Origin of the sequence: Actinomadura sp. NEAU-AAG7, assembly GCF_018603865.1 — a bacterium.
GTDB classification, from domain to species: Bacteria; Actinomycetota; Actinomycetes; order Streptosporangiales; family Streptosporangiaceae; genus Spirillospora; species Spirillospora litoris.
In genome coordinates this window covers 678,354-699,734 of the sequence record NZ_JAHFZY010000004.1, presented here as the reverse complement: position 1 = coordinate 699,734, position 21,381 = coordinate 678,354, and the positions used below count along the sequence as shown (strand labels likewise).

The window sequence follows — 21,381 nt, the reverse complement described above, 5'->3', positions numbered from 1 at the left end:
TTGCTCCTAGGGGCCCGGGACGACGGGCGGCCGGGGGGCCTGCGGGGTCGCTGGAGTCTCGGCACCGCGAGGGCCGAGGAAATACTCGATCGAGGCCAGATACGGCAGACCGTCGAGCGGCTGGTCGGTGACGAACCGGCGCACCAGGTCCGCGACCTCGTGGATACGTTCCAGGTGCGCCATGTGGTCCGCCCTCCCGATGGTCGCGAAGGTCGACGGAGCCAGGGTGGCGGCGAATTCGCGACACGCCTCCGGAGGGGTCAGGGCGTCGAACTCACCGGTGCAGACCAGGGCGGGACCGTCATAGGCGCCGCCGCCGGAATCGGTGGAGAGGGCGGCGAGCGCCTGCCATTGGTGGGCGAGGCGCGCGATCTCCTCGGGCATCATGTGGCCGAACATCGCCCTCAGCCGGTCTCGGACCGCGTCCCTCCCGATCACGGGGTTGCCGGAGGAGTGATCCACGAGCAGCCGCAGGACCGTGTCTATGTCGGACTGCGTGAGGGTCTCCGTCACCCCTTCGTCCCAGGACACGGACTTGTCCGCGTGGAGGCTGCGCATCTCCGACGCCGACGCGACGGCGGCGATCAGAACGAGCCGCCGCACCCGCTCCGGATATCGCCGGGCGAACTGGTAGGCCAACGGACCGGTAGCGGACCCCCCGACGAGGTTGACGCGCGGCAGCGGCACCTCGTCCATCACCTCAAGCAGCACGCGGATGAGGAAATCGGGTGATTGATCGACAGGAACGTCATCCGCGTCACCGGAGCCCGGCAGATTCACCTGGACGAGAGTGGCGACGTCGCTGATCGGCCCGGAAAGCCCACAGAAGTGCATCCGCGCGAAAGCGTCATGCGTGTACACCACGGGCACCGTCTGCGGATGATCGTCATTCCACAGAATGCGGCAGTTGAATCGCACACCGTCCACGGACAGTACCCGGACATCGTCACCAGGGGCGGAAGAAACGTCCATCAATGCCTCCCCCATGATCTGATACGCGGTGTTCACCGCCTTATTCATCAAGGAGAGCACAACACGTGATAAACCGTAACGTTCCGCAACGGCCATGGCACGGTTGCCGTTCGGTTTCGTTCTGTCGACACCGCAGCAACCCGAGCCCCTCCCGCCCCGGCGGACCGTGCCGGTCGAACCTGTAGCCGGAGGCCGAGCGTCCTCGGCTCCCCCGGCCGGTTTCGGACTCGTGGTCCGAGGGCGGGGTTCCCCGAGACCCCGCAGTTCAGCGCGAGTTCGCGGGGGTTGGGGCCGTCGTCAGCGGGTGGGGGTGAAGGCCGGAAGTCCCCGGGGGGCTTGGCGGTGCGCGGAGGCGGTGAGATGCTCGCCGCCCACCGGAGCCCCACGGCGGGGCGCAGCGGCGGTGCCTTCACGGGAAGGAGACGTTTTGCTGTCCCGACGCTCCCACACCGGCCTCCTGGCGCACAGCCGTGCCGTGGCCGCCGCGCTCGCCCTGATGGCCACCGCCGCCGTTACCGGTGTCTCGCCGTCCGTGGCCTCGGCCGTCCCGTCCTCGGCCACCGGCGCGGCGGCCCCGTACCGGTTGACCGACCTGGAAATGGTGCGGGAGACCGGGACGGTCGCGCCCTACGAGGCCAAGATCGCCCACTGTCCCCCGGGCAAGCAGCCACTGGGAGGCGGGTTCGAACTCCCCATCGAGCACACCGTGTCCGCCTCCTATCCCGTCGCCGACACCGGGTGGGTGGTCAAGGCCCGTTCCATCAAGGACGACCCCACGCCCTTCGAGATGACCTGGTACGCCATGTGCGCCACCCCGTCGCCCGGCTACCGGATCGTCAAACAGACGGGCATCGTGCCCAACGGAGATAACGTTGGGCAGACCTGCTCAATCTTCAATTACCCGTACGAATACATGGTGAACGTCGGAGGTGAAGCCAAGGGCCCCACTGCGGCACTGACCACCAGCAGCATGTGGACCAACCCGTCCAGCACGATCACCTACGCGGGCGCGAGGGGTTTTCGAACTGACGCCGGCACCGTCGAGATCGACGTTTACGCGATCTGCGCCACCGCTTACGACGGCAGCACCGACTGGCACAATGAGTGGCAGAGTTCCTACCCCAACGACCGGGGGCCGCTCTGGGCCTGCCCGGCCGGGGAGCGCAGCATCGGTGTCACGTTCAGGTCGAACGCCTCCCTGAGGTCCAGCAAGCCCCACACCATCGGCGAGAGCGACTGGCGAGTCACCGCCCTCAACCCCGGCGTTCCCGGCTACGACATAGAGGGAGGCGTCGTCTGCGCCCCCCGCCCCTAGCGCGGCCGGACACCGGCCCTAGATGCTCTTGAGCCTGTCGGCGAAGCGGCGAAAGTCGCTCCGGCTCAAGATGAGCTTGGGACCTTCGGGGTCTTTGCTGTCACGCACGGCGACGACCTCAGCTACACCCGCAACCTCGACACATGCATCACCAGACTCGTTGCTGCGAGAGGCCTTGCGCCAGGTCGCCGGAGTCAGCTCCATTTTTCGTCGATCACCCTTCTGATTAGCGCCCTGCTGTCCTTGACGTTCAGCGCCTCCGCCTGCAAGGCGGACATGGTTTCGTTGACCAGCGCCACGTCGTCGGGGGCGGACGAAGTCTCGCCACCGTAAGCCTTCGCCGTGTAGACGACCTGCCTCAGGTCCGGCAGGGTTGCGATAACGAACGTCGCCCAAACGTTTCGAATGTATTGGATCGGCGCGATCTGAATGTTTGTCTTCTCTCGCTCGGAGAGCTGGATCAAGAACTCTAGCTGCTCCTTCATCACCTCCTTTCCCCCGACCTCGCGATAGAGCACCGTCTCGTCCATGACGACCGTCACCGCCGGTACAGGATTCCGGTTGAGGACCTCCTGGCGACGCAGCCTGTTTTTGAGGGCGTCATCATCATTGAGAAGGATCCGAGCGTAGGCCTCGATCTGGAACAGCCCGTGAACAACCCTTTCCTCGTACGCACGGAGCATGGTCGCGGACTGTTCGGCCTTGGGGAAGTTGGCAAAGAACTCGGGGTACTTGTCGGACTTGATGGATTCTAGTAGCTCGTCCCATGCCACGACGAGGGCCACGCCGGATTTGAGTGCGCGGTCGAGGCGCAGCGCGAAGTCGCGGCGGCAGCGCGTCCTGCCGGATTCGACCTGCGCCACATAACTGCGGGTCACGTGGACCAGGTCAGCGAGTTGTTGCTGGCTCAGCCCGGCCGCCAGCCGGAGGCGCTTGACCTCCGCCCCGAAGCTGAGGAACTCGGGCTTGATCTTGATCGCTCCCATGGCGCCCCCAAGATCGAGTGTTAGTACCCGTGACAGCAGCTGTGAGTTTCGAGCCACCGCTTTGCGGCTTGCCTGTCATCGTACGGCGCCACATGACTTGATGGTGACCGTTCGATGACACTGGGTGATTATGGCGGATCTTTCCGCCTCAGGCGAGTTCGCGGCCGAGGTCACCCCGCCATCCACGCTGGAAGGGGTGCCGATGCCAGCGATAGTGCTCACGCCGGAACCGTCAGTTCTCGTACTTGCGCCTACTGGTCTTGCGGCTGCTTGTGCGCGGCGATTCGTCAGTGCGCGGTTCTGGGAGATGGGGGTCGCCGACGACCATGTCGGGCGGCTCGTGGTTACCGAATTGGTGACCAATGCCTACAGGCACGTGGGATTCGGGCACATCGTCGTCCGGGTCGTCCCCGAGGAAGGGGGCGGGCTGGTGCGGGTCGAGGTCTGGGATCAGGGGGCCGGAATGCCCGTGATCCGGGCCGCCGAACTCCATGACCTCTGCGGGCGCGGGCTGGCACTGGTGGCCGCGCTCGTCCATGACTGGGGTGTCCGTCCGCTGAATGAGGAGGGGAAGATCGTATGGGCGCGCTGCGCGGTCTGACGCGACGGCGGTGGAGGCGGGCCATGCGGATCCCGTGGGGGCGCGCCGCCGCCATCGGGCATCTGGATCTGCTCGCCCACGCGCTCGGCAAGAAGGGCTACCGATGCCTCAAGCTTTATCGCGCCGAGCGGTTTCCTACACGGCCTTTGCTGCTGTGGGTGTGCACGCCCCGGCCCGGCGATCGGCTCAAGGTCGTGATGATCGTCCATGCGGCGCCCGGACGGACCTGGGCCTACTACCGGATCGACGGGCCTGAGGAACGGCATGGGCTGCTTGCGCCCTGCGACGATCCCACGGCTGCGGCGGAGCGCATCGACGCTGTGCTCAATGGCGCCGTCCGCGTTCCGGACGAGGGTCAGTTCGAGGAGGACGACTCGGTGTGACCGCTTTTCCTCTTGGCGTCGAAGCGGCGGCGGGAGTCCTCGATCTCGGTCAGGTAGCGGCGGGTCCAGGCGCACATGGCGTTGACCGTCACTCGCAGCACCTTGCCCGGCTCCGTCAGGTGGTACTCCACGCGCGGCGGGACGGTGGGGTACACGGTTCTGTGCACCACTCCGTCCCGCTCCAGGCCGCGCAGGGTCTGGGTGAGCATCTTGTGGCTGATGCCCTCCAGCTCGGTGCGCAGCTCGGTGAAGCGCAGCGTGCGCTCCCCCAGGATGTTGATGGTCAGCAGGGCCCACTTGTTGGCGACGCCGGAGAAGATCTCGCGGGCCAGGGAGTCGGCGCGCGTCACGTCCGCGTCGTCGGGGGCGCGGCCTGCCTGCTCGGTTTCCACCGGGTTCCTCTCTCACCAAGAAGTGCGTTCTTCCAGGTCGGACCTTACTCGCTTACGGTTCCTGAGTAACCAGAAGAGAGCACAGGGAGCGGGAATGATGATTCTCGACCATCGCGGGGCGGCCGTCCGCAGCGGGCGCGCCGACGTGAACGGGACGAGCCTGCACTACCGGACGGGCGGCTCCGGCCCGGTGATCGTGCTGCTGCACGGCGTGCCCAAGACCGGATACCACTGGCGCCATCTCGTCCCCCGGCTGACCGAGCGGTACACGGTCGTGGTGCCAGATCTTCGCGGGCTCGGGGACTCCGCCCGTCCCGCGGACGGATTCGACTCCGCGACGATGGCCGACGACATCGCCGAGCTGATGGCGCATCTCGGGCACGCGTCCTACAGCGTGATGGGCGAGGACTGGGGAGCGGTCATCGGCTACCAGCTCGCGGCCCGGCACCGGGGACACGTCTCGGCGCTGGTGTTCGCGGAGGCATTGTTCCCCGGCTTCGGTTTCGAGGACCACACGGCTTTGACCTCGGAGAACGTGCACGGCGGAATGCATATGTGGCACCTGGGCTTCTATTTCCAGCCGGACGTCCCCGAGATGCTCATCGCCGGGCATGAGCGGGAGCTGATCACCTACATGGTGAAGTTCGAGCGGAGCCGCCCCGACAGCGCGACGCCCGACGCGGTCGAGGAGTATGTGCGCTGCTATTCGATGCCCGGCGGCATTCGGTCCATGCTGGCGATCTACCGGGCGATGCTCGTCGACGCCGAGCAGAACCGGGAGGCCGCGCGGACGCGGCTCGACATACCCGTGCTGGCCCTCGGCGGTTCGGCGTTCATCGGCGCACGGAACGAGAGCCAGATGCGTTTCATGGCCGACGACGTCACCGGCCATGTCTTCGACGCCGGACATGATCTCGCCGAGGAGGTTCCCGACGAGGTGGCCGAGGTCGTGCTGGGTTTTCTCGCCGAACGCGTGTGAGCCGCGCGGTCAGCGGCGGTCGGCGACCGCCGGCTTCTGCTGCGGCGCCAGGAAATCCATCGAGCCCAGCTTGAGCGCCAGGACCTCCATCAGAGCGATGGTCAAAACGAACGCGACGACCAGCAGGCCGAGCTTCTTGCGGTTCACCCCGTGCACCCCTTTAAACCCCCATCAAGCAGGGAAAATCTAACACAATCCGGGGTACTTCGCCGCGCTAGGCAACTTCTCCGGCACCCGCCGCCGGCACCGGATGCGGCCGAAACCGGACATACCGGGTCTGCTCCGGTGCGTTAGCGTCCGCCTTGAGGGAGGAGGTCCCCCCATGCCTCAACGCCGAGGCGCGTTGCCCATCTCCGACGCCGAGGTCCTCGACTGCCCGGACACCTACGCGCGCGGCGTCCCCTACGACCGGCTGGAACGGCTCCGGGCGCGCACCCCCGTGGTCTGGCTGGACGGGCGGCTCTCCGATGTCCCCGGCGCCTGGGCCGTGCTGCGCTACGAGGACGTCCGGCACGCGCTGGCGCACCCCGGACTCTTCACCCCGGAGCACGACGACGGCCTGCACACCACCCCCGAGGAGCCCCCGAGCGGCGAGGCCGCGCGCATCGACATGGACCCACCGGCCAGGGCCATGCTCGACCGGATGCCGGACGGGGCGCCCGTCGACTTCATGGCGGACGTCGTCACCGGCCTCCCCGAGATGCTCCGCAACACGCTGGCCGGAGGCGTGCACGCGCTGCTGCGCCACCCCGGGCAGTACGAGCGGCTGCGCGAGCGCAGGACGGACGACGGCCTCCTCGACAGCGCCGTCGAGGAGATGCTGCGCTGGTGGACGCCCGTCATCCAGGTGTGGCGGACGATGCGGCGCGGCACCGTGATCGGCGGGGTGCCGCTGCTGGCCGGTGAGCGGGTCGCGCTGTGGCTCGCGTCCGCCAACCATGACGAGGCGGTGTTCGCCGAGCCCGGACGGTTCGTGCCCGACCGCTTCCGGAGCGTCCCGCTCGGGGGGACGCCGAACCGGGCCGCGCGGCGGCGGCTGCGGGAGCAGCGCGTCCGCCCGCATCTGTGCTTCGGATACGGCGAGCGGGCATGCCTCGGCGCGGCGCTCGCGCGGGTTCACCTGCGCGCCCTTCTCGTCGCGCTTTTGGACCGGCCTGGGCGTGTTCGTCCCGCCGGAGAGCCGGTACTATTGCGGTCAAACGCCCGTCACGGCTTCGAACGGCTTCCCGTTCGATGGACCGGCTGAAGAGCGGGCACGGCGTCTTCGCCTGAACTGCCGCGGCACATTCCCGCCGCGCGCCGGCCGTTGTGAGCACGGCCTGCCCTACCCCGCCGTTCACGGTTGCCTTCAACCGCTGAACGCCCATCGTGATCGCGCCGTACAGCGGCTCGATCGCTCCTTCGCACATCCGCGTGGACGTGCCTTCGGTACAAGGGGAGACGGCAGTGGGACTGACGAGCTGGGGGCTGCTCGGTCTGCTGACATTCATCACCTCCGGCCTGCTGGCCGTGACGGTGTGGGCGTGGCCGCGGGTCGCCTCGTCCGGCGCGCGCTCGGTGGGCGCGCGCGTGCTGATCCTGGTCGGCTGCCAGTTCGCCGTGCTGGTGACGCTGGTGACCTCGCTGAACAGCTACTACCTGTTCTACGGGTCGTGGGCCGACCTCGCGGGCGCGGCGGGCGGCAAGGCCCAGGAGATGCGCGACCGGCCGCCGCCCAACCCGAACGCGGCGGCGGCCTCGCAGGTCGTGCGGACGGTGCGCGCGAGCCTCGGGCCCGCGCTCGGCCACGGGCGCGTCCCCGAGCGGGACGGGCAGGTGGAGCACCTCGACATCCGCGGCATCCGCACGGGGCTGTCGTCGGACGCGTTCGTCTACCTGCCGCCGCAGTACTTCCAGCCCGCCTACGCGAACAGGCGGCTGCCCGTCGTGATCTTCATCGCGGGCTATCCGGCGTCGGACAAGTTCGTGTGGATCAGCAAGGGGCACATCCCCGCCGACGTCGCGAAGGCGCAGCAGGCCGGGCAGCTCCAGCCGATGATCTACGTGATGATGCGGCCCACCGTCGAGAAGGGCTGGGACACCGAGTGCGCCGACGTCCCCGGCGGCCCGAAGGTCGAGACGTTCTTCGCGCAGGACGTCCCGGAGGCGGTCGCGGAGACCTACCGCACGGCCCGGGACCGCTCGGGCTGGGGCGTCGCCGGGTACTCCACCGGCGGGTACTGCGCGACGAAGATCGCGATGCTGCACTCCGACCGGTTCTCGGCGGCGGTGAGCATGGCGGGGCACTTCCACGCGCTGCTCGACACCACGACCCGCGACCTCTACGCCAACAGCCTGGAGCTGCGGAACAACAGCGACCTGATCTGGCGGCTGAAGAACCTGCCGCAGCCGCCGATCTCGGTCCTGGTGGCGTCGGCGGACGTCGGCGAGAAGACGTTCCCCTCCGCGCAGCGGTTCATGGCGGAGGCGCGCCCGCCGCTCGTGGTGGACAAGATGCTGCTGCCGACCGGCGGCCACAACTTCAAGACGTTCCGCAAGTACATCCCGCCGTCGATCCGGTGGCTGAGCGATCACCTGAAGGGGGAGTGACATGGAACCGGTCAGCGCGGCCTTCCTCTTCCTGGTGTGCGGGCTCGCCCTGGTGGGCGTGGTCGCCGCCGTCGTGCTGTGGCCCCGGCTCGCCGGGCCCGGCCCCCGCTCGCTGGTGTCGCGGACGGGGGTGCTGGTCGCGACGCAGGCGCTGCTGACGGCGGCCGTCGTCCTGCTCGCGAACAAGTACTTCGTGTTCTACGCGACCTGGAACGACCTGTTCGGCAGCGACGTCGCGAAGGTGAAGGTCAACCAGGTGCAGCCGAGCCGCGGCGGACACGCCGGCCCGGCGGAGCTGGTGCGCCGCACCACCACCGACCTCGCCCCGGACCACCGCGGCCGCGAGCAGGGCCCGGCCAGGGACGGACGGGTCGACCGCCTGGAGATCCACGGCCCGCGCAGCGGGATCGACACCGAGGCGTACGCGTACCTGCCGCCGCAGTACTTCCAGCCCGCGTACGCGGGGAAGCGGCTGCCGGTGGTCGTGCTGCTGTCGGGCGGCCCGGCCGCGATGGCGTGGATCAAGCAGGCGCGCCTGCCCGACACGGCGGACAAGGCGACCGAGGACCGCACCGCCCAACCGATGATCTACGTGATGCTCGGCGCGCCGCGCGCCTGCGTCGACACCCCCGGACGGCGCGGCGGGCTCCCCGAGACCTTCCTCGCGCAGGACCTCCCGCCCGCGCTGGCGGGCACCTACCGGCTGCCGTCCACCCGCAAGGGCTGGGGGCTCGCCGGGATCGGCGAGGGCGGGCGGTGCGCCGCGCGCCTGGCGATGCTGCACTCCGACCGGTTCGCCACCGCCGCGAGCCTCGGCGGGCGGTTCGACCCGCCGGGCCCGCCCGCGAAGGCCGAGCCGCCCGGGGCGGGCGAGCCGCCCGCGACCGCCGTGCCGGTGGAGGCGGGCAAGCGCCACAAGCACGGGAAGCACGACAAGCCCAAGCGGTACGGGCTGCCCGGCGCGAAGGGCGACCCGTACGGCGGCAGCCCGGTCTACCGGCGCGACAACGACCTGCTGTGGCGGCTGGAGCACCTGCCGCCGCCGCCCGTCGCGATCTTCGCCACGACCGGCGCCGGCGGTGAGGAGCAGCGGCAGGCCGACCGGCTCGTCGCCCTCGCCAAGCCGCCGATGTGGGCGTCCAGGACCATCATCCCGGCGGTGCTGAAGACGCCCCGGGACTGGCGTCCCCACATCCCACCGGTCTTGCAGTGGCTGAGCACGCATCTGCGGGCCGAGTGACACGGGACCGGCTACCTCCCGAGGAGTAGGCGCGCTGACTCCCCCCAGCCGACGAGGATTCGCCCATCGGTGTCCTAACGTGCTGACATGAGCACCTCTCCGCCGCACGGGCCGCGGCTGCCGAGCCCGGCCCGGTGGCCCGTATGGGTCGTCCCGCTGTTCCTGGCGTTCGTCCAGGTGGCGGGGTCGCTGGCGGCGCAGAACGGGCCGCCGCGCAGGCACGGCGGCACCCATGATCTGGGGACGAGCCACGCGCTCGGCCACACCGACCTCGACGCGCTCGGGTTCGGGCTGCTGCTCGCCGGTCCGGCGCTGCTGCTGTTCCGCCGCCGCGACCCGGTGGCGACGCTGGCCGGTACCGCGCTGGTCACCGGCCTCTACCTGCTGCGCGCCTACACCTACGGGCCCGCGCCGTTCTCGCTCGCGGTCGCGCTGTTCGCGGCGGTCACGGCCGGGCACCGGACGGCGGCCTGGGCGGGCACCGGCGCCGGGCTGGCCGCCTACTTCGGCCTCACCATGCTGATCGGCGTCCCGGAGAGCGACCGCGGCGAGCCCGGCCGCCTCTTCCCGGTGGAGCGGCCGACCCTCGGTTCGACGATCTTCGTCATCGGCTGGGCGCTGGTCGTGCTGATCACCGCCGAGCTGCTGCGGGCGCGCGGGCAGAAGGCCGCCGAGGCCGCCCGCGTCCGCGCCGAGGAGGAGCGCCGCCAGGCCAGCGAGGAGCGGCTGCGGATGGCCCGCGAGCTGCACGACGTCCTCGCGCACAACATCTCGATGATCAACGTGCAGGCGGGCGTGGCGCTGCACCTGATGGACGAGCACCCCGAGCAGGCGCGGACGGCCCTCGCCGCGATCAAGGAGGCGAGCAAGGAGGCGCTGACCGAGATGCGCGGCGTGATCGGGGCGCTGCGCGCGCAGGGCGAGAGCGCGCCGCGCTCCCCCACCGCCGGGCTCGACCGGCTCGACGACCTCCTCGACCGCGCCCGCTCCGCCGGGCTGCGGGTGGAGACCGAGGTCACCGGCGAGCGCCGGCCGCTGCACGCGAGCACCGACCTCGCCGCGTTCCGGATCGTCCAGGAGTCGCTCACCAACGTCACGCGGCACGCGGGGCCGGGGCCGGTGACGGCGCGGGTCCGCATCGCCTACGGTGAACGCGATATCGAGGTGCGGGTCGAGGACGACGGGCGGGGCGCGGCCCTGCTGGACGACCGTCCGGGCGGCAGCGGTATCCGGGGCATGCGCGAGCGCGCCGCGGCGCTCGGCGGCACGTTCGACGCCGGGCCCCGGTCCGGCGGCGGGTTCGGCGTCGTGGCGCGGCTGCCGCTGGAGGAGGGCTCCGGAGACGGTTCGGCGGACGAGGCTTCGCTGGAGAGGGGCGCACGGTGATCAAGGTCCTGCTGGCCGACGACCAGGCGCTGGTGCGGGCCGGTTTCCGGGCGCTGCTGGACGCCCAGGCCGACATCGAGGTCGTCGGCGAGGCGGGCGACGGCGCGGAGGCGGCCCGGCAGGCGCGGCTGCTGCGTCCCGACGTGATCCTCATGGACATCCGCATGCCGGGCCTGGACGGGCTCGCCGCCACCCGCCAGATCGCCGCCGACGACCGGCTGGACGGCGCCCGCATCGTGATCCTCACCACGTTCGAGCTGGACGAGTACGTGTTCGAGGCGCTGCGCGGCGGCGCCAGCGGCTTCCTCGTCAAGGACACCGAGCCGGTGGAGCTGATCCACGCCGTCCGGGCGGTGGCGGCCGGGGACGCGCTGCTGTCGCCGAGCGTGACCCGGCGGCTGATCGCCGAGTTCGCCACCCGGGCCAAGGAGCCCGCGCCCTCGCCCCGGCTGAACGCGCTCACCGACCGCGAGCGGGAGGTGATGGCGCTGGTCGGCGAGGGACTGTCCAACGAGGAGATCGCCGCGCGGCTGGTCGTCAGCCCGGCGACCGCGAAGACGCACGTCAGCCGCACGATGGTCAAGCTCGGCGCCCGCGACCGCGCACAGCTCGTCGTGTTCGCCTACGAGTCGGGGCTCGTCAAGCCCGGTTGGCTGCCCTAGAAATCGTCACTCTGGGGCGATTGACTGTCGTCGTCCGCACTGGCGTGACAAGGTGGGACGCGTAGCAGGTCACCGATGCGGAGGGTGCGGTGCCGAACGCCACGAGGATCCTGGCCGTCGACGACCGCGAGGAGAACCTGACCGCCCTCGCGGCCGTGCTCGACGCGCTGCCGGTGGAGGTCGTCCCCGTCTCCTCGGGTCAGGACGCGCTCAAGGAGCTGCTCAACGACGACTTCGCGCTGATCCTGCTCGACGTCGTGATGCCGGAGATGGACGGGTTCGAGACCGCCGGGCACATCAAGGCCAGGCCCCGCACCCGCGACATCCCGATCATCTTCCTGACCGCCGCGGGCGATGCCCGCGACCAGGCGTTCCGCGGCTACGCGGCGGGCGCCGTCGACTACCTCACCAAGCCGTTCGACCCGTGGCTGCTGCGCGCGAAGGTGCAGGTGTTCGTCGACCTCAACCACCGCACCGCGGAGCTGCGGCGGCAGGCCGCGCTGCTGCGCACCACGCTCGCCGAGGGGACCGAGGGCTTCGAGGGCTCCGAGCGGCTCCTCAAGGCGCTGGACGAGCGGCTCTCCCTCGTCGAGGACGACGTCGCCCGGCTGCGCTCGGACGGCGGGCCCGGCGGCCTTGAGGAGCACGTCGCCGACCTGCGCCTCGCGCTGGACGCGCTCACCGCCGGTTCCTGAGCCCGCCCGCGTCAGATCCCCGGGCCGGGCGTCACGACCCACGTCCGGGGGGCGCGCGTCGCGTCCATGGCGCCCGAGTGGAGCTTCTGGCGCAGGATGAACGCCCCGGCCAGCACCGCCACGATCACCAGGATCACCGCGACCGTGACGATCAGCACGGTCCTGCGGCGCTCGTCCAGGCCGTGCCGGGCGCCGTCGTCGACGGTCGGGGGCGGCGGGGGCTGCTGCCAGTTCGCCGCCTGGCGCGGCTGCTCCCACGGGGGCGGCGTCTGCGGGGCGGCGTGCGGGTTCACCGGAGGGGGCGGGGCCCAGTCGGTCTCCAGCAGCGTCCTCGGCTCGGGGTCGCCCTTGCCGGGGTTCGGAGGCGGGGCCGCCGGGCCGGGGAAGTGCTGGTTCGTGCCCTCGCGCCGGGTGACCGCCTCGATCTCGCTCGGGTCGAGGACGGTGTCGGCGGCCTCGTCCTCCCGCCCGCCCCGCGGCCGGGCGGGGAAGCGGCCGGACGGCTCGTCCAACACGGTCGCGTCCGCCGAGGTCATCGGGGCCGGGGGCAGCGTCGCGACCTGGACGAGCAGCGGCTGCGCCTGCGCGGCGGTCATCCGGTGCACCGGCTCGCGCGCCAGCAGCCCGTCCAGCACGCGCGCCAGCGGCCCCGCGTTGCGCGCGGGCGGGACGGGCTCGGTGAGCGCGGCCTGGAGCGAGGCCATCGCGTCCGAGCGCTCGTAGGGGGAATGGCCCTCGACGGCCGCGTACAGCGTCGCGCCCAGCGCCCACAGGTCGGAGGCGGGCACCGCCCGCTCGCCCTGCGCGCGCTCCGGCGGGATGTAGGCGGGCGAGCCCATGACCAGGCCGGTCTGGGTGAGCGTCGCGTCGCCCTCCATCTGCGCGATGCCGAAGTCGGTGAGGACGACCCGGCCCGCGTCGGTGATCAGCACGTTGCTGGGCTTGATGTCGCGGTGCAGGATGCCCTTCTCGTGGGCGTGCCGCAGCGCCGCGAGCATCTGGAGGCCGATCTCGGCGACCCGGCGGTGCCCGATCGGGCCGCGGTCGAGCAGGTCCTGCAGCGACGGCGCGCTGACCAGCTCCATCACGATCCAGGGCCGGTCGGCCTCCTCCACCACGTCATGGACGATCACGACGCCCGGGTGGCTCAGCCGCGCCGACGCCCGCGCCTCCCGGAACGTCCGCTCGTACAGGACGGCGCGCTCCGCCTCGCTCAGCCCCGGCGGGAGGACGACCTCCTTGACCGCGACCTCGCGGTCGAGCATGACGTCGTAGGCGCGCCACACGGTGCCCATGCCGCCGCGGCCGACCACCGAGTCGAGCCGGTAGCGGTTGCCGAGCAGACGCGCCTCTGCTGCCATTCCTGAACGGTCTCCCTGGTGCTCATCCCGCCCCGGCGGGGCGGAAACTGTCGAGCACATTGTTCACGAGTGCCGTCCGGTCGTTCCACCTGGCGGCCGGGAGCGCCACGATCACGGCGTACGGGGTCCCGTTCGCGATCACGCCGCGGTCGCGGGCCCGCGTGCCGCCCTGGCGCGACCACAGGAACTCGATGTCGGCGGCGGGCAGCGACCCGACGGTCGTCCGGGTGATCCCGATCTTCTGGAAGCCGGGGAGCTTGCCGTCGGCGCGGGCCTCCTGCTCCCAGGCGACCCAGTGGTCGTAGGGGTCGCCCGTCCACGGCGTCCGGTCGACCTGGACGTAGGCGCCGGACGCGGGATCGATCCACGAGGAGCGGGTGCCGTCCACCGTGCGCTTCCAGCCGTCCGGCACCCCGATCGTGTACCCGGGGCCGCTCGAACGGGTGAGCCCCGCCGGAAGCCGCGTCGACCCCGGCACCGTCGGGGTCGGCGGCGTGGGGGACGGCCTCGACTGCGTGAGGTCGCTCACGCCCGTGCTGACGGGCGGGCTGGGGACCGGTGAGGAGCCGGTGGCGTCCGGACCGCCGCTGGACGCCCCGTCCGGCCACAGGAAGATCCCCACCGGGACGAGGAGCGCGACGACGGCGACCGCGCCCAGGATCATCGGCAGCCTCGACCGGCGCTTCGGCGCGGGTCCGGTCGCGGTGGGCCCGGCGGGGGCCCAGGGACCGCCCGTAGGCGTGGCGTAGTGGTCGGTCATGCCGGTGGCCGGGGTCGCGGGCGCGGCGAGCGTGGCCCCGTCGTCCACCGCCGTGCCGGTGTTCCAGTGCCGGTCGGCCGCGGTCCCGCCCATGCCGCCGGCCTGCATCGCGATCTGCGCGGCGGCCTGGCTCGCCGCGTGGCCGGAGGCGACCGCGGCGAGCGCCTCCTCCGCCTGGTCGGCGCTCAGCCGCCGGACGGGGTCGCGCTGCAGCAGCCCCGCGAGGACGGGCGCGAGCGGCCCGGCGTTGCGCGGCGGCGGCGGTTCCTGCGTCATCACCGCCGCGAGCACCGCCATCGCGTCGCTGCGGTGGTGCGGCGCGCGGCCCTCGCTGGCGGCGTAGAGCGTCGCGCCGAGCGCCCACAGGTCGGACGCGGGGGTCGCGGGCTCGCCGTTGACCCGCTCCGGCGGCATGTACGCCGGCGAGCCCATGATCAGCCCGGTGTTGGTGAGCGTCGCGTCGCCCGCCATCTGCGCGATGCCGAAGTCGGTGAGCACGGCGCGGTCGTCGGGGGTGACGAGCACGTTGGCGGGCTTGACGTCGCGGTGCAGGATCCCGATCGCGTGCGCGGCGCGCAGCGCGCCGATCACCTGCCTGCCGATGTCGGCGACGCGCCCCGGCGGGAGCGTCCCGTCCTCGTCGATGACGTCCTGGAGGGAGCGGGCCCGCACCAGCTCCATGACGATCCACGGACGGTCGTCCTCGTCGACGACGTCATGGACCGTCACGACGCCCGGATGGTTCAGCCGCGCCGAGGCGCGCGCCTCGCGCAGCGTCCTGCGGTGCCGGTTCTCGCGATCCTCGGCGCTGAGGGAGGCGTGCAGCACGACCTCCTTCACCGCCACGTCGCGGTCGAGGGTCTCGTCGCGGGCACGCCAGACCGTGCCCATCCCCCCGCTCCCGACCACCGACAACAGGCGGTACCGGCCGGCCAGGAGCCGTCCGTCCGTGTGATCCGCGTGTTCCCCGTCCGACATGTGTCGCGACCCTACCGATCTCACCTAACAGATCGGCATACACCGATCCTGAGTTCACTTTTTGGCGGCCTCGAAGAACCGGAACACGGGCTGGAGCGCGGCGAACCGCTCGCCCCAGCCGCCGTCGGGGGCGCGCACGAGGATCGCGTAGCCGTGCCCGTTCGCGACGAAGCCGCGGTTGAGGATGTGCAGCCGCCCGCCGTCGCCGTCGAAGGTGAACTCCCAGTCGGCGGACCGGTCGCCGGAGCCGGTGTCGCGCACGGGCGGCTGGTCGCCGCTCGGCGCGATCTTGATCTTCTGGTACCCGGGGAAGCCGGGGCCGCCGGAGTCCGCCCTGCGCCAGTCGTCGATCGCGCTCGCGCCCGGCTTGTCGGTCTGGTCGATCTGGATGTAGGCGGCGCGGTCGGGCGAGTAGAAGAAGTCGCCGCCGGTCTTGCGCTCGGGGCCCTTCCACCCGTCCGGGACGGGGACGGCGTAGCCGGTGCGGTCGTGGTGCATCCGGAAGCCGGCGGGCAGCGTCGGCTTCGGCGTGCCGCTCGGCTTCGCCGAGGTCGCGGGGGCCGACGGCGAGGGGCTCTGCGACTTCGGCGCCGGCCGCGCGCCCTTCTCGTCCGGGTCGTCCGAGCCGCCGCCCGAACTGGCCATCGCGATACCGGCGATGACCACGATGATGACGAGCACGACCACGCCGATGATGAGCGCGTTCCGGTTGAGCGCGAGCGCGGGGATCGCGGGGCGTCCGGGTGCCTCGGGCGCGCCGGGCGGAGGCGGCGGTTGGTGGACGGCGCCCGCCGGACGCGTCGGCGGCCCCGCCTGCCAGGACGTGTCGCTGCCCGCCGGGGCGACGGCGCCGGCCGCGGCGGCCAGGGTGGAGTCGTCCAGGACGGTGGTGTCCGGGCGCGGCTCGTCGTGCGCGGTGTCGCCCGGCCCCGCCGGCCCCCTCGCCCTGGTCGGCGGAGCGCCCTGAGGAGAGGTCGCGGGCCGGGGGCGGTGCGGCTTGGCGGGCTTCTTGACCGGGTCGAACCGGGTGAGCTGGTCGGGCCGCGCGTTGTCGGGGGCCGACACCTCCTGGATCTCGGGCGTGTCGGGGACGTCGGGCAGCTCCGGGATCGGCGTCACCCGCGTCTGCGCGGCGGGCGCCTCCACCGGGTACTCCACGGCCATCGTGCGCTGGGTGTCGACGGTCTCCTGGCGGACGATGTCGTCCAGCAGCGCCCCGGCCTCGATCGCGCCCATCCGCTGGTCGGGGTTCTTGTGCAGCAGGCCCTCGATGACCGGGACGAGCCGTCCGCCCTTCTCGGGCGGGTCGGGGGCCTCGGAGATGACGGCGACCAGCGCGGCCATCGGCTCGGGGCGCTCGAACGGCGACTTGCCGTGCAGCATCGCGTACAGCGTGACGCCGAGCGACCACAGGTCGGAGGCGGGCCCGGCGACGCGGCCACGCGCGCGCTCGGGCGCGATGTAGGCGGGCGAGCCCATGACCAGCCCGGTCTGGGTGAGGGTGGCGTCGCCGGCGGCGGTGGCGATGCCGAAGTCGGTGAGCACGGCCCGGTCGCCCGCCCCGCCGCTGCCGGTGACCAGCACGTTGCTGGGCTTGACGTCGCGGTGCAGCACCCCGGCCTCGTGCGCGGCGTGCAGCGCGGCGAGCATCTGCCGGCCGATCTCGGCGGCGCGGCGCGGTTCGAGCGGCCCCTCCTGCTTGATCACCTGGTCGAGGGAGCGCGCGCGGATGAGCTCCATGATGATCCAGGGGCGGTCGTCCTCCTCGACGACGTCGTAGACGGTCACCACCCCGGGATGGCCGAGCCGCGCGGCCGTGCGCGCCTCGCGGAAGGTCCGCTTGTGGTGGACGGCACGCTCCTCATCGGTGAGACCATGCGGGAGGATGACCTCCTTCACAGCGACGTCACGACCGAGGACCTCATCGTGTGCCTGCCAGACCGTCCCCATGCCGCCTCGGCCGACCTGGGTTACCAGTCGGTAGCGGCGGGCGAGCAACCGCTCCCCGGGTTCATTTGGCATATCCGCGACCATATCGACTTTTACTGAGAACCTTGGACCGAGCTTGCAAGCCACAACCCCCTACCCGTACGACGCCCGGCACCACTCCGCGGTTCGCCACAGGGCGAGGGAGTGCGGACGGAAGCGTGATCGACGTGACACCCGGTACAAATAAGAGAGTTGCACAGCGTGCCGACGGGGGGACGATGCCGGAGAAGGGCGTGACCGGCGAGTGGCGGCGGCTCATCCAGGCCGCGCCGACGATCTTCTTCTGGTACACCCGGCTCTCCGGCATCCTGTCACTGCTGGCGTGGGTCTCCTATGGTCTCATCCTTGAGATAGCCGACATCTGGGCGCTGCGCTGGATCGGCTACCTGGGCTGGTTCCCCAGCGTGCCCGTCGGGCTCGTCTGGATCCTGCTCTCCATGGGCGTGCGGCGGCGCAAGAAGGCCGCCTGGCGGATCCTCGTGCTGATGTTCTGCCTGCCCGCCGCGCTCGGCGTCACCGGCGTCCTCACCACGCTGTTCGACCCCGACCGGCCGACCCCGGTCGGCCTGATCGTCACCGCGAGCGTGTACCTCGCCGTGCTGGGCCTGCTGGTCGCCGCGCGCGGGCAGTTCACCACGCTGCCCGACCGCGCCAACCGGCGGCTCGCCGCGATCGTCTTCACCTGCCTGCTGATCGTGACCTGCGGCATCGGCACCTTCCTGGTCACCGTCACCGACCGCAACGCCAAGGGCGACTTCTGGACGCACCCGGTCTACGCGATCACCCAGACCGTCCTCGGGCCGCGCGTCACGGGCAAGCCGATCGACGTGCACGTCCCGTTCTACGTGGACGTGATCCTGTGGGTGCTCGGCACCGGGCTGTTCGTCGGGACGTTCTGGGCGCTGTTCAAGCCGGGCCGCCGCGACCCCGTCCTGAACCCGCCGGAGGAGCTCGCGGCGCGCGCGCTGCTCGCCGAGTACGGCGACCAGGACTCGCTCGGCTACTTCGCACTGCGCCGCGACAAGGACATCATCGTCGCGCCGAACGGTAAGGCGGCCATCGCCTACCGGGTGGAGGGTTCGGTCTCGCTGGCCAGCGGCGACCCGCTCGGCGATCCCGAGTCGTGGGACCAGGCGATCGAGGCGTGGCTCGGGGAGTGCCGCGCGCACGCGTGGATCCCGGGCGCGGTCAGCGTCGGCGAGCGCGCCGCGCACATCTACCGGCGGCACGGGTTCGACGCGCTGGAGCTCGGCGACGAGGCCATCATCGACCTCACCGACTTCAACCTGGACGGACGCGAGATGCGGCAGGTCCGCCAGGCCGTCCGCCGGGTCGAGCGGGCCGGGTACACGGTCCGGATCCGGCGGCACTCGCAGATCCCCGGCTGGGAGATGGCCAAGCTGATCCGCAACGCGGACGCCTGGCGCGGCGAGGAGACCGAGCGCGGCTTCTCGATGGCGCTCGGCCGCCTCGGCGACCCGACCGACGGGCGCTGCGTGATGGTCGAGGCGTTCGACGCCGAGGGGGAGCTGCGCGGCCTGCTCAGCTTCGTCCCGTGGGGGCGGACGGGCCTGTCCCTCGACCTGATGCGCCGCGACCGGGCCGCCGAGAACGGGCTCAACGAGTACATGGTCGCCAAGCTCGCCGAGAAGGCGGCGGCCGTCGGCGCGCAGCAGCTCTCGCTGAACTTCGCGATGCTCCGCTCGGCGTTCGAGCGCGGCTCCCAGATCGGCGCCGGGCCCGTCGCCCGCGCCTACTACCGGTTCCTGTCGTTCGCGTCGAAGTTCTGGCAGCTTGAGTCCCTGTACCTGGCGAACGCCAAATACCTGCCGCACTGGCGCCCCCGGTTCATCTGCTACCAGCAGGGGCGGCACATCATCCGGCTCGGGCTCGCCTACGCGCGGGCCGAGGGCTTCCTGCCGAGCTTCAACCGGCCGAAGCTCGACCGCGCCGCCGCGATGGTGCCGACGATGGGCCTGGTCGACCGGATCAAGGAGATCGAGGAGGCCGCCGAGTCGGCCCGCGCGCCGCAGCGGCGGCTGTCGGAGCAGGAGCGGGTGCGGCACGCCAAGCTCGACCAGATCCGCGCCTGCGGCATGGAGCCCTACCCGCTGTCGTTCGAGCGCGCCGACTTCGCCGCCGCCGTCCGCGACCGGTTCCCGTGCCTGGCGCCCGACACCCGCACCGGCGAGCACGTCGCGATCGCCGGGCGTGTCGTCCTCGCCCGCGAGCACGGACGGCTCATCTTCGTCACGCTGCGGGACGAGACCGCCGACATCCAGGTGATGCTGACCGCCGACGCGCTCGGCGAGGAGTCGCTCGGGTACTGGAAGTCGCTGATCGACCTCGGCGACCAGGTCGGGGTGGCGGGCGAGGTCGTCACGTCCCGGCGCGGCGAGCTGTCGGTGCTCGCCGATGAGTGGCGGCTGACGGCCAAGTGCCTGCGCCCGCTGCCCAACAAGCGGTCGGGCCTGTCGGACCCGGAGGCCCGCGTCCGGCAGCGCTACGTCGACTTCATCGTCAACGACGACGCCCGCCAGATGCTGCGGATGCGCGGCGACGCGGTGGCCGCCGTCCGGGACGGCCTGCGCGCGCGCGGCTACCTGGAGGTCGAGACGCCGATGCTCCAGCCGATCCACGGCGGGGCGGCGGCGCGTCCGTTCACCACCCGCATCAACGCCTACAACATGCAGCTCTACCTGCGGATCGCGCCCGAGCTGTATCTGAAGCGGCTGCTGGTCGGCGGCGTCGGGCGGGTCTTCGAGCTGAACCGCAACTTCCGCAACGAGGGCGTCTCGCAGAAGCACAACCCCGAGTTCACGATGCTGGAGGCGTACGAGCCCTACGGCGACTACGACACGATGGCCGACCTCACCCGCTCGCTGGTCGTGGACGCGGCGAAGGCGGCGCTCGGCACGTCCGTCGTCGTCCGCGACGGCGTCGAGCACGACCTGGCGCAGCCGTGGCGGGAGATCACCGTCTACGGGTCGGTGTCGGAGGCGCTCGGCGAGGAGGTCACCCCCGACACCGCGGCGGCGAAGGTGCGGTCGTTCGCCGAGCGGGCCGGGCTGAACCTCGACCCCGCCTGGAGGCAGGGGCGGGTCGTCCAGGAGCTGTTCGAGGCGCTGGTCGAGGAGGAGCTGACGGAGCCGACGTTCGTCCGCGACTACCCGGCCGAGACGTCGCCGCTGACCCGTCCGCACCGCGACGACCCGCGCCTGGCGGAGAAGTGGGACCTCATCGTCTTCGGGCTGGAGCTCGGCACCGCCTACTCGGAGCTGATCGACCCGATCCTCCAGCGGCAGCGGCTCACCGAGCAGTCGCTCCAGGCGGCCGGGGGCGACCCCGAGGCGATGGAGTTGGACGAGGACTTCCTGCGGGCGCTGGAGTACGCGATGCCTCCGGCGGGCGGGATGGGCATGGGGATCGACCGGCTGCTGATCACTCTGACGGGGCGCAGCATCCGCGAGACGATCCCGTTCCCGCTCGTGCGGCCGGGTTCCTAGAGGGTTCTCGGCGCCGGGCGGTGGCCCTGGGCCGCCAGCCAGTGGCGGGCGTGCGCGCGGCGGGCCTCCTCCGTGCTGTCGCAGGCGGGCTGACCGGGCTGGATGAGGAGCCAGCGGTCGGGGTCGTAGGCGGGGCCGGCCATGTCGAACGCGGGGTCGTCCGCCAGGTCGACCGCCGGGAGGACGTCGCCCCGGTGCAGGTCGAGGAGGTGCGGCTCGTCATCGTCGAGGGCGGCGGCGAGCGCGCCGAGATCCACCGGGAGGGGTGTCAGGGGCTCGCCGGTTCGCGGGGTTCCGAGCGCGGCCGCCACCTCGTCGGCCAGCTCGGCGTCGCCGGGAAGGTCGCGTTCGCGCAGCTCCGCGAGGACGCGCCGGGCCTGCTCGCCGGCCGGGCGCCCCTCGGTCAGCGCGGCGACCAGCACGTCGCCCGCGTATTGGAGGACGGGCCCGAGCGGGCGGTCGCCGAGCGCGGCCAGCCCGCCGGCCCCGTCGCCGCGCCGCGCGGCGGCCCGCAGGCGCGCCATCGCCTCCTCGTCCCATCCCGTCACACGGACATTTCTACCGACTCCCCATGACATTCGTCGGCC

General features: G+C 71.7%; 20 protein-coding genes. 11 read left to right on the top strand and 9 right to left on the bottom strand.

Going from position 1 to position 21,381, the window contains the following annotated elements; genetic code table 11:
- Window positions 1-6: 6 nt before the first annotated feature.
- Window positions 7-1,020 (bottom strand): alpha/beta fold hydrolase, encoded by a 1,014-nt coding sequence (locus tag KLI87_RS22160; protein WP_173390696.1) that lies wholly within the window; start codon window positions 1,018-1,020, stop codon window positions 7-9.
- A 427-nt stretch (window positions 1,021-1,447) separates the two neighbouring features.
- Between KLI87_RS22160 and KLI87_RS22155 the strand changes: the two genes are divergently transcribed.
- Window positions 1,448-2,287 carry a hypothetical protein gene (locus tag KLI87_RS22155; protein WP_214618484.1) on the top strand — a complete coding sequence of 280 codons (840 nt, stop codon included), beginning with the start codon at window positions 1,448-1,450 and terminating at the stop codon, window positions 2,285-2,287.
- A gap of 18 nt (window positions 2,288-2,305) precedes the next feature.
- Here KLI87_RS22155 and KLI87_RS22150 read toward each other — a convergent pair whose 3' ends face one another.
- The gene (locus KLI87_RS22150; protein WP_214618483.1) at window positions 2,306-2,491 is read right to left on the bottom strand and encodes a DUF397 domain-containing protein; all 186 of its coding nucleotides are present in this window, start codon (window positions 2,489-2,491) and stop codon (window positions 2,306-2,308) included.
- A complete protein-coding gene (locus KLI87_RS22145; protein ID WP_214618482.1) occupies window positions 2,482-3,273 on the bottom strand; it encodes a helix-turn-helix transcriptional regulator in 792 nt (263 codons plus the stop codon). The genes KLI87_RS22150 and KLI87_RS22145 overlap by 10 nt, the downstream gene beginning before the upstream one ends.
- Window positions 3,274-3,403: 130 nt before the next feature.
- Here KLI87_RS22145 and KLI87_RS22140 point away from each other — a divergent pair, with 130 nt between their 5' ends.
- Both KLI87_RS22140 and KLI87_RS22135 read left to right on the top strand, forming a co-directional pair.
- Complete coding sequence (locus KLI87_RS22140) at window positions 3,404-3,874, top strand: ATP-binding protein (protein ID WP_214618481.1); 471 nt, start codon at window positions 3,404-3,406, stop codon at window positions 3,872-3,874.
- Between the two features lie 23 nt (window positions 3,875-3,897).
- Entirely contained in the window at window positions 3,898-4,257 is a 360-nt protein-coding gene (locus tag KLI87_RS22135) for a hypothetical protein (RefSeq protein ID WP_156215789.1), read from the top strand.
- Here KLI87_RS22135 and KLI87_RS22130 read toward each other — a convergent pair.
- A complete protein-coding gene (locus KLI87_RS22130; RefSeq protein WP_308166119.1) occupies window positions 4,230-4,649 on the bottom strand; it encodes a helix-turn-helix domain-containing protein in 420 nt (139 codons plus the stop codon). The genes KLI87_RS22135 and KLI87_RS22130 overlap by 28 nt on opposite strands.
- Before the next feature lie 94 nt (window positions 4,650-4,743).
- Here KLI87_RS22130 and KLI87_RS22125 point away from each other — a divergent pair, with 94 nt between their 5' ends.
- On the top strand, window positions 4,744-5,628 hold the full coding sequence (locus tag KLI87_RS22125; RefSeq protein WP_214618480.1) for an alpha/beta fold hydrolase: 885 nt from the start codon (window positions 4,744-4,746) through the stop codon (window positions 5,626-5,628).
- Window positions 5,629-5,637: 9 nt separating this feature from the next.
- Here the strand turns inward: KLI87_RS22125 and KLI87_RS22120 are convergent, their stop codons facing one another.
- Entirely contained in the window at window positions 5,638-5,775 is a 138-nt protein-coding gene (locus KLI87_RS22120; protein WP_214618479.1) for a hypothetical protein, read from the bottom strand.
- Window positions 5,776-5,950: 175 nt separating this feature from the next.
- Between KLI87_RS22120 and KLI87_RS22115 the strand changes: the two genes are divergently transcribed.
- The 6 genes from KLI87_RS22115 to KLI87_RS22090 all read left to right on the top strand — a co-directional run bounded on the left by KLI87_RS22115 (window position 5,951) and on the right by KLI87_RS22090 (window position 12,200).
- Window positions 5,951-6,874 (top strand): cytochrome P450, encoded by a 924-nt coding sequence (locus tag KLI87_RS22115; protein ID WP_214618478.1) that lies wholly within the window; start codon window positions 5,951-5,953, stop codon window positions 6,872-6,874.
- A 200-nt stretch (window positions 6,875-7,074) separates the two neighbouring features.
- Window positions 7,075-8,217: an esterase family protein gene (locus tag KLI87_RS22110; RefSeq protein ID WP_214618477.1), complete on the top strand. Its 1,143-nt coding sequence runs from the start codon at window positions 7,075-7,077 to the stop codon at window positions 8,215-8,217.
- A gap of 1 nt (window position 8,218) precedes the next feature.
- A complete protein-coding gene (locus KLI87_RS22105) occupies window positions 8,219-9,457 on the top strand; it encodes an esterase family protein (RefSeq protein ID WP_214618476.1) in 1,239 nt (412 codons plus the stop codon).
- An 87-nt stretch (window positions 9,458-9,544) separates the two neighbouring features.
- A complete protein-coding gene (locus tag KLI87_RS22100; RefSeq protein ID WP_156215784.1) occupies window positions 9,545-10,843 on the top strand; it encodes a sensor histidine kinase in 1,299 nt (432 codons plus the stop codon).
- Window positions 10,840-11,505 carry a response regulator transcription factor gene (locus KLI87_RS22095; RefSeq protein ID WP_214618475.1) on the top strand — a complete coding sequence of 222 codons (666 nt, stop codon included), beginning with the start codon at window positions 10,840-10,842 and terminating at the stop codon, window positions 11,503-11,505. The genes KLI87_RS22100 and KLI87_RS22095 overlap by 4 nt, the downstream gene beginning before the upstream one ends.
- Before the next feature lie 89 nt (window positions 11,506-11,594).
- Window positions 11,595-12,200: a two-component system response regulator gene (locus KLI87_RS22090; protein ID WP_214618474.1), complete on the top strand. Its 606-nt coding sequence runs from the start codon at window positions 11,595-11,597 to the stop codon at window positions 12,198-12,200.
- An 11-nt stretch (window positions 12,201-12,211) separates the two neighbouring features.
- On the opposite strand, the gene KLI87_RS22085 is transcribed toward KLI87_RS22090, so the two are convergent.
- The 3 genes from KLI87_RS22085 to KLI87_RS40250 are packed head-to-tail and all read right to left on the bottom strand — an operon-like array spanning window position 12,212 to window position 17,321.
- Complete coding sequence (locus tag KLI87_RS22085) at window positions 12,212-13,561, bottom strand: serine/threonine-protein kinase (RefSeq protein ID WP_156215783.1); 1,350 nt, start codon at window positions 13,559-13,561, stop codon at window positions 12,212-12,214.
- A 22-nt stretch (window positions 13,562-13,583) separates the two neighbouring features.
- On the bottom strand, window positions 13,584-15,299 hold the full coding sequence (locus KLI87_RS22080; protein ID WP_214618473.1) for a serine/threonine-protein kinase: 1,716 nt from the start codon (window positions 15,297-15,299) through the stop codon (window positions 13,584-13,586).
- A gap of 54 nt (window positions 15,300-15,353) precedes the next feature.
- Window positions 15,354-17,321 (bottom strand): serine/threonine-protein kinase, encoded by a 1,968-nt coding sequence (locus KLI87_RS40250; protein WP_250904081.1) that lies wholly within the window; start codon window positions 17,319-17,321, stop codon window positions 15,354-15,356.
- A 185-nt stretch (window positions 17,322-17,506) separates the two neighbouring features.
- On the opposite strand from KLI87_RS40250, the gene lysX reads away from it, so the two are divergent.
- Entirely contained in the window at window positions 17,507-20,794 is a 3,288-nt protein-coding gene (lysX, locus tag KLI87_RS22070; protein ID WP_214618472.1) for a bifunctional lysylphosphatidylglycerol synthetase/lysine--tRNA ligase LysX, read from the top strand.
- On the opposite strand, the gene KLI87_RS22065 is transcribed toward lysX, so the two are convergent.
- Window positions 20,791-21,342, bottom strand: coding sequence for a hypothetical protein (locus KLI87_RS22065; protein ID WP_214618471.1), 552 nt, complete (start codon window positions 21,340-21,342; stop codon window positions 20,791-20,793). The genes lysX and KLI87_RS22065 overlap by 4 nt on opposite strands.
- Window positions 21,343-21,381 lie beyond the last annotated feature (39 nt).

Excerpts from the sequence above, each read along its gene's own strand:
- KLI87_RS22100 (WP_156215784.1), top strand. The coding sequence starts at position 9,545 with ATGAGCACCTCTCCGCCGCACGGGCCGCGGCTGCCGAGCCCGGCCCGG.
- KLI87_RS22140 (WP_214618481.1), top strand. The coding sequence starts at position 3,404 with ATGGCGGATCTTTCCGCCTCAGGCGAGTTCGCGGCCGAGGTCACCCCG.
- KLI87_RS22135 (WP_156215789.1), top strand. The coding sequence starts at position 3,898 with ATGCGGATCCCGTGGGGGCGCGCCGCCGCCATCGGGCATCTGGATCTG.
- KLI87_RS22085 (WP_156215783.1), bottom strand. The coding sequence starts at position 13,561 with ATGGCAGCAGAGGCGCGTCTGCTCGGCAACCGCTACCGGCTCGACTCG.
- KLI87_RS22105 (WP_214618476.1), top strand. The coding sequence starts at position 8,219 with ATGGAACCGGTCAGCGCGGCCTTCCTCTTCCTGGTGTGCGGGCTCGCC.
- KLI87_RS22115 (WP_214618478.1), top strand. The coding sequence starts at position 5,951 with ATGCCTCAACGCCGAGGCGCGTTGCCCATCTCCGACGCCGAGGTCCTC.
- KLI87_RS22125 (WP_214618480.1), top strand. The coding sequence starts at position 4,744 with ATGATGATTCTCGACCATCGCGGGGCGGCCGTCCGCAGCGGGCGCGCC.
- KLI87_RS40250 (WP_250904081.1), bottom strand. The coding sequence starts at position 17,321 with ATGCCAAATGAACCCGGGGAGCGGTTGCTCGCCCGCCGCTACCGACTG.
- KLI87_RS22150 (WP_214618483.1), bottom strand. The coding sequence starts at position 2,491 with ATGGAGCTGACTCCGGCGACCTGGCGCAAGGCCTCTCGCAGCAACGAG.
- KLI87_RS22145 (WP_214618482.1), bottom strand. The coding sequence starts at position 3,273 with ATGGGAGCGATCAAGATCAAGCCCGAGTTCCTCAGCTTCGGGGCGGAG.
- lysX (WP_214618472.1), top strand. The coding sequence starts at position 17,507 with ATGCCGGAGAAGGGCGTGACCGGCGAGTGGCGGCGGCTCATCCAGGCC.
- KLI87_RS22160 (WP_173390696.1), bottom strand. The coding sequence starts at position 1,020 with ATGAATAAGGCGGTGAACACCGCGTATCAGATCATGGGGGAGGCATTG.
- KLI87_RS22080 (WP_214618473.1), bottom strand. The coding sequence starts at position 15,299 with ATGTCGGACGGGGAACACGCGGATCACACGGACGGACGGCTCCTGGCC.